Here is a 6,673-nt window from a genome sequence, read left to right on the forward strand (position 1 = left end):
ATAAACCGGTTTTTAACAATAATATTCAGAATGTTTTTCTTATTTCACTAATTATACATAATATCGGTGTTTTTCTATGATATTTTCTCTTAAACTACTTTATTAATTTGACTATTTGGAAAATGTTATATATATTTTAGCTATTGGCAGCGCTAACATCTAGTAATTTACTAATAAACCGTTTTACTAATATAAGGAGGTTATGATATGAAAATGGAGAAACGCTATTCGATTCACCCAACACAAGCTAAACAGTTTGGTACGGAGGAGATCCGCAAAAACTTTCTTGTAGAAAATCTTTTTTTAGCAGATGAAGTTTCCTTATGCTATTCTCTCGATGACAGAATTATTGTAGGCGGTGTTACGCCCGTATCTACAGAAGTAAAGTTAGAAAGTCATGATTTTATAAAAGCCGATTACTTTTTAGAAAGAAGAGAATTAGGTATTTTTAATATTGGGGATTCCGGAAAAATCATTGTTGATGGAGAAGAATATATTCTTCAAAATCGTGATTGTTTATATATCGGGTTAGGCTGCAAGGACATCAAGTTCGTAAGTGACGCAGAATCTAATCCCGCAAAATTTTATTTAGTATCTGCACCTGCACACAAACATTACCCTATCCAGCATGTAGCATTCAAGGACGTACCTGGAGATGCGATGGGTTCACAAGAAACAGCAAATAAACGGACAATTCGAAGAATGATTCATGAAAAAGGCATTCAAAGCTGTCAGTTATGCATGGGGATGACTGAGTTAGAGTCCGGGAACGTTTGGAACTCTATGCCCCCTCATGTCCATGACCGCAGAGTAGAAGTTTATATGTATTTCGATATGAAAAAAGACGCGATTATGTTCCATATGATGGGCGAGCCAGATGAAACAAGACATATTGTGATGAAGAACGAAGAGGCCGTTATTTCCCCGCCATGGTCCATTCATTGCGGAGCAGCAACCAGCAGTTATACATTTATTTGGGCAATGGCCGGAGAAAACTATACGTATGAAGATATGGATACCTTCCCACTTTCAGATATGAAGTAATGTTTACTAATTAATCTAGTAAAGGATGGAACTTATGAAAAAATTGAAAATCCTTCAAAAAATCACCGATATTCCTTTAGTAGCTGTAGTCAGAGCGAATTCACCAGAGAAGGCAATCCGAATATCTGAAGCCTGCCTTGAAGGCGGCATACGAAATATCGAGATTACATTCACGACCCCAAGAGCTGAAGAAGCTATCACTCACTTAAATCAAAAACACCCCAATATGGTTGTGGGTGCAGGTACTGTTTTGGATCCGATAACTGCTCGTATTGCCATTATGGCCGGAGCCCAATTCATTGTAAGTCCCTCATTCAATGAGGACATTATAAAACTATGTCATTTGTATCAAATTCCTTATATGCCAGGGTGTGAAACGATTACTGAAATGGTTTCAGCTATGTCTCTTGGAGCAGATGTCATTAAATTATTCCCTGGAAGCGCATTTGGTCCAGATTATGTAAAAGCAATTAAAGGCCCTCTTCCAGATATCAATCTAATGCCTACTGGTGGAGTTGATATTACCAACGTTGATCAATGGCTTAACAACGGCTGTGTCGCAGTAGGCATCGGTGGTAACTTGATCGCTCCTGCAAAAGATGATAATTACTCAGAAATTACTAAACTTGCGAAAGAATATATAGAAAAAATAAAACAAGTCACTAACAACAATATTCTCTTGGAGGAATTAAGATGAGCCTACTCGATTTTTCAATGGATTTCTTTAGTTTAAAAGGAAAAGCAGCTATCGTTACAGGTGGAAATACTGGTTTAGGACAAGGTTATGCTGTTGCCCTAGCCAAAGCAGGGGCCGATGTATTTATTGTCGCCCATAGCGATGACTGGAAAGAAACACAAGAATTAATCGAAACAACAGGCCAAAGAGCTGTCTTCTATCAAGCAGACCTTACAAATAAAGAAAGTCTTGAAGGGGTTGTCGCTGGCTGTCTTGAAGCTTATGGAAAAGTGGATATTCTCGTTAATAATGCTGGTACAATCCGCAGAGCTCCTTTATTAGACTATACAGATGAAGATTGGAATGCAGTTATGGATATTAACCTTAATGCATTATATTTTCTTAGTCAGCTCGCCGCTAAAGAAATGGTTAAGCAAGGCAGTGGAAAAATCATTAATATTGCATCCATGCTTACTTTCCAGGGGGGGAAATTCGTCCCTGCATATACTGCCAGCAAGCATGGTGTAGCAGGCCTCACAAAAGCATTTGCCAATGAATTAGCTGGTCATAATATTCAAATAAATGCGATAGCACCTGGTTATATCGAAACAGCCAATACTGCAGCTCTTCGTGCAGATGAGTCGAGAAATAAAGAAATCCTATCAAGAATTCCTGCTGAAAAATGGGGAACTCCTTTCGATGTCATGGGAACAGTCGTGTTCCTTTCAAGCAGAGCCTCCGATTATATGAATGGTCATATTTTGGCTGTAGATGGCGGATGGCTTGTTCGTTAATACTAAAAATTGCTCGTTTAACGAAACTACCCTTAGCGATAAATCGTTAGGGGTTTTCTTCTAAAAAGAAGATTTTCTTCGGATAGTTGGCAGCGATGGTATCCTGTTCTACCTTTTGTTATGATGAAGTTAATTTGTAACACTAAATTTGTCCATTAGGAGAACACCATGAATAAAAAAAAGAAAATTACAATTTCCGATGTTGCTGAAAAAGCAGGCGTTTCCAAAAGTACGGTTTCTCAGTACATCAACCAACGATATCGATATATGAGTGCTGACACAAAGGAAAAAATCCAAGAAGTTATTAAAGAACTTGATTTCCGTCCAAATGATAATGCTCGAAATTTAAAAGTAAAAAAACAAAGGTTATTGGCATTTTAGTAGCTAATATCCTCCATACATTGTCTACTGAAATTATTCGTATTGTTGAAGAACGTCTCCAGCAGAATGGCATCAAAGTATTTATTTGTAACTCTGCAGATGATCCGGAAAAAGAAAAAGAGTATATTGATTTGCTCATCTCCACGCGTGTGGATGGAATGATTATCTTCCCAGTTGGAAATGACTTTAAAGTTTACAACTATCTAGTTGATCATTCGATTCCAATGGTGTTTGTCGATCGTTTAGTGGATGGAATCGCTTCTGATTCAGTTCTCTTGGACAATCACGCAGCCAGTTTTTTAGCTGTTTCAATGCTTGCTGAGAAAGGGCACAATGATATAACTTTTATAACTTTACCGATAGATATTCCCATAACACCTCGAGTGGAGAGAATAGAAGGATTTCAGAAGGCAATGGCAGCTTATCATTTAGAGATTAATAACCAGAGTATTTATTCTTTACCCAGTGACCAAATAAAAGACACTTTGTCCCAGAGGTTTACAGAAAATACCCTCCCAACAGCTATTGTCGCAGGAAATGATTTAGTCCTGCGTGAAGTTCTAAGTTATTTGAAACAACAGAACATATCAATACCTGAAGATGTAGCTGTTGTTAGTATTGATAACGTTGATTATTCAGAGTTTTACCAGCCTTCTATTACCACCATCGGACAGCCTATCCCGCAAATGGGGATCAAGGCTGCTGAACTATTATTGGAGCGAATTGAAAATCAAGCACAAACTCCATTTATAACCTATCGATTTGCTCCTGAACTCAATGAAAGAAATTCTTGCTAAATAGCACTCCATAACCGGGCTGTTATGGTCAAAAAAAAGACTGTCAGATGACAGTCTTTGTACTTATTTTTTTACATCTAATACTATTTTCCCTGTACTCAATCTACTCTCAATTAGTTTATGCGCAGCTTCCGCTTCTTCTAAAGGAAATTGATAGCTTATTTTAATGTTAAGTTGCCCATCTTTTAGATAATTTAGTACCTGTTTAGCTGTATGCCTCAATGATTCGGGTCGATTTATCCGTGTAGTACCTAAACTAAATCCCAGTATCGACCGGCAGCTTGAATGCAGGTCACTCGTTTGAATGATACCCGGCTGTCCGCTGGAGTTTCCAAATTGTATTAATCGCCCGTATGATGCTAAACATGCCAAACTTCTTTGCGTAATAGGACCCGCTACCGAATCTAATACAATCTGCACCCCTTTTCCTTCTGTAATTCGATTCACCTTGTCCGCAAAGTCTTCATTTTCATAGCAAAAAACGTGATCTGCTCCAGCATGTTGTGCAACCGCTGCTTTACTTTCACTCCCAACCGTCCCAATAATTGTACCTGCCCCTAGAATCTTTGCTAATTGAATAGCTGTTGTTCCTACACCGCCTGATGCTGAGTGAATAAGAATGGTTTCACCCGGTTCAATTCTTGCAATATCAACAAGCAGCTTATAAGATAGAAATGCAACCGTCGGGCACGCTGCAGCCATTTCAAAATCAACTTGATCTGGCAATTCGAACGTCAGCATGGCTTCCGCTGCAACATATTCTGAATAAGATCCCCCGGACGGAAAAGCCATCACTCTTTGTCCTATTTTTAAGTTGTCTACCTCCGAGCCTACCTCTACAATAACCCCTGCCGCGTCTAGCCCTGGTACGAAAGGAAACACATTACTCCCCTTTTTCCCATATCTGGATTTAACATCAGCATAATTGACACTGGTTTTCTCTACCCTGATTAATACTTGCGATGGAGTAATTACGGGAATGTCCATATCAACATATCTTAAAACATCTGGGCTGCCAAAATCAGTAACAATAATTGCTTTCAAATCCATCTCCTCTTTTCCTTTTTATGACATTATATCATTTGATTTGACTAAGAACTTGTTTCATAAAAATAAAAAACACTTATCACATGAGGATGATAAGCGTCTTCCCTTAATTAGCTGAATCTTTTCTCTTCTTATAAAACTTTTTAAAGCAAACATAGATCACGATACTTGCCCCAACCAGTGCCCACAGTAGGTTTTTATTCAAATCTAATGAAATTAATCCTGCCGGAACAAGAGCTAATGCAAAGAAATAAATAAAGTTCCCTAAACTGGTTGCTAATAAATATTTATAAAAGGAAATGGAGCTGAGACCAGCTAGAATATTAACTAAACTAGTCGGGACGAATGGAAAAATCCGCGCCTGGAATACATACATAAATCCATTCTTTTCTACTTTTTGAATCAATTCTGGTTTAACCTTCTTAGTCAGCATATCCTGAAAAAGATACCGTATACAGAAAAAAATGATTACCGCTGCCACAATACTTGTAAATACACTCCATATAAACCCTATTACCAACCCGAAAAGTGAAATGTTTATCGTAATAATGAGAATTAAAGGAATCAGTGTAAAGCTGTTTTGAATAACCATAATGATAAGCATGAACAAATATAAATAAATCATATTATCGGTTAACAGCAGCTTTATTTGTTTTGTTTCTCCATTGCTCAACGCTTTAAACAAATCCTGATTCATAAAATAAAATAAACACCCTAATAGAATAGGGATAAGCGCATAAAATATTTTAAAGTACTTTCTATTTCCACCCATGTGCTTCCCCCAGTAATTAAACTCTTTCCCACGTACTGAGTTAAATTCATTATTTCTCTCCATAGTATAGATAAATTATTGATTTTTCAATAAACAACACTTGATTAAACCCACTTTAAAAGGTATGAAGTTAAATCCTTTACATACACAGTTTTTTCAAAAAACTATATCATAACTAAAGAGCCGTCGTAATTATTGATAAAACTTGGTCAAAATTAAAGACCCTTTAAGCAGCACTAACTTAAAGGGTCTCTCTTATTCTATTAAATTCGTTTAGCTCCGATATATTTCGGCTTCCAATAAGAGTTGCTTATTGAAGCGATTGAAACACCTTTAGAAGTAGCAGATTGGATCATCTGACCGCCGCCGATATAAATAGATACATGAGTTGGTTTCGATGCTCTATTAGGTGCAAAAAACATCAAGTCTCCAGCTTTTAATGTATTAACCGAGCTTCCTTTTTTATACATAGCGGCAGCAGTACGAGGTAGTGTCTTCCCTGCTTTTGCGTATGAATACTTAACAAGACCGGAACAATCAAACCCTTTTGGTGTGATTCCTCCCCAACGATACCTTGTCCCTAAATACTGTTTAGCTACTGAAATCGCTTTAACTTTATAACTTGAAATGCTGGCAGGACTAATCTTTTCTGAACTTAAATAGCTGCTGTTAACATATCCCTCTATACCATTGGCACTGATCTTTGCCCACCCTTTAGTTTTGGAATAAACATTGACCTCTGTACCAGCCTCTAAATTAGTAATGATAGCCGCTGTTGCTTTGGGACTCTTTCGAATATTTAGTGAATCATCTATAGGCACATCGACATAGTTAATAGTAATTGCTGCATCTGCAAACGTTGGTATCATAGTTGCTAATAAAATCCCCAAGAACAATGTTGAAATGATCTTTTTAACCAATTTAGTATACCCCCAGTTGAACTTTCTTAAACCTATTATACTAGTAAAATGGTAGTAGTTATATTACAACTATATTACAAATATAATACAACAAAGGTAATTAATAGAGATAAGAGAGTTTCAATGAGTAACTATTCTAGAAATTAAAAAACGCAATCTTCCATATAATTGAAAGCTGCGTTTTGATACTATCTATAGGTTATGAATAAATTACACCTTGGAAAAGTAAGTTAACTTGTGAT

The 6,673-nt window shown here is 36.9% G+C and carries 8 protein-coding genes; 5 read left to right on the forward strand and 3 right to left on the reverse strand.

From position 1 onward, the window contains the following. The first annotated feature begins 213 nt into the window (after positions 1-213). The 5 genes from kduI (at position 214) to WYK_RS05400 (ending at position 3,692) form a co-directional block, all read left to right on the forward strand. On the forward strand, positions 214-1,044 hold the full coding sequence (kduI, locus tag WYK_RS05385; RefSeq protein ID WP_040373563.1) for a 5-dehydro-4-deoxy-D-glucuronate isomerase: 831 nt from the start codon (positions 214-216) through the stop codon (positions 1,042-1,044). A gap of 34 nt (positions 1,045-1,078) precedes the next feature. Further along, the gene (locus WYK_RS05390; protein ID WP_040373561.1) at positions 1,079-1,741 is read left to right on the forward strand and encodes a bifunctional 2-keto-4-hydroxyglutarate aldolase/2-keto-3-deoxy-6-phosphogluconate aldolase; all 663 of its coding nucleotides are present in this window, start codon (positions 1,079-1,081) and stop codon (positions 1,739-1,741) included. Beyond that, positions 1,738-2,514: a 2-dehydro-3-deoxy-D-gluconate 5-dehydrogenase KduD gene (gene kduD / locus WYK_RS05395; protein WP_040373562.1), complete on the forward strand. Its 777-nt coding sequence runs from the start codon at positions 1,738-1,740 to the stop codon at positions 2,512-2,514. Before WYK_RS05390 ends, kduD begins: the two co-directional genes overlap by 4 nt. Before the next feature lie 168 nt (positions 2,515-2,682). Beyond that, entirely contained in the window at positions 2,683-2,895 is a 213-nt protein-coding gene (locus WYK_RS23210) for a LacI family DNA-binding transcriptional regulator (RefSeq protein ID WP_051387325.1), read from the forward strand. 20 nt (positions 2,896-2,915) lie between these two features. Continuing rightward, entirely contained in the window at positions 2,916-3,692 is a 777-nt protein-coding gene (locus tag WYK_RS05400) for a substrate-binding domain-containing protein (RefSeq protein ID WP_051387326.1), read from the forward strand. A 63-nt stretch (positions 3,693-3,755) separates the two neighbouring features. Here WYK_RS05400 and WYK_RS05405 read toward each other — a convergent pair whose 3' ends face one another. From WYK_RS05405 to WYK_RS05415, 3 genes are all read right to left on the reverse strand, one after another. After that, positions 3,756-4,736 (reverse strand): quinone oxidoreductase family protein, encoded by a 981-nt coding sequence (locus WYK_RS05405; RefSeq protein ID WP_040373564.1) that lies wholly within the window; start codon positions 4,734-4,736, stop codon positions 3,756-3,758. A gap of 109 nt (positions 4,737-4,845) precedes the next feature. Further along, the gene (locus tag WYK_RS05410) at positions 4,846-5,511 is read right to left on the reverse strand and encodes a TVP38/TMEM64 family protein (protein ID WP_051387327.1); all 666 of its coding nucleotides are present in this window, start codon (positions 5,509-5,511) and stop codon (positions 4,846-4,848) included. A gap of 263 nt (positions 5,512-5,774) precedes the next feature. Beyond that, a complete protein-coding gene (locus tag WYK_RS05415) occupies positions 5,775-6,431 on the reverse strand; it encodes a C40 family peptidase (protein ID WP_081704774.1) in 657 nt (218 codons plus the stop codon). Between the last annotated feature and the right edge of the window lie 242 nt (positions 6,432-6,673).

The sequence above is a fragment of the Peribacillus psychrosaccharolyticus ATCC 23296 genome, assembly GCF_000305495.1.
Classification (GTDB): domain Bacteria; phylum Bacillota; class Bacilli; order Bacillales; family DSM-1321; genus Peribacillus; species Peribacillus psychrosaccharolyticus.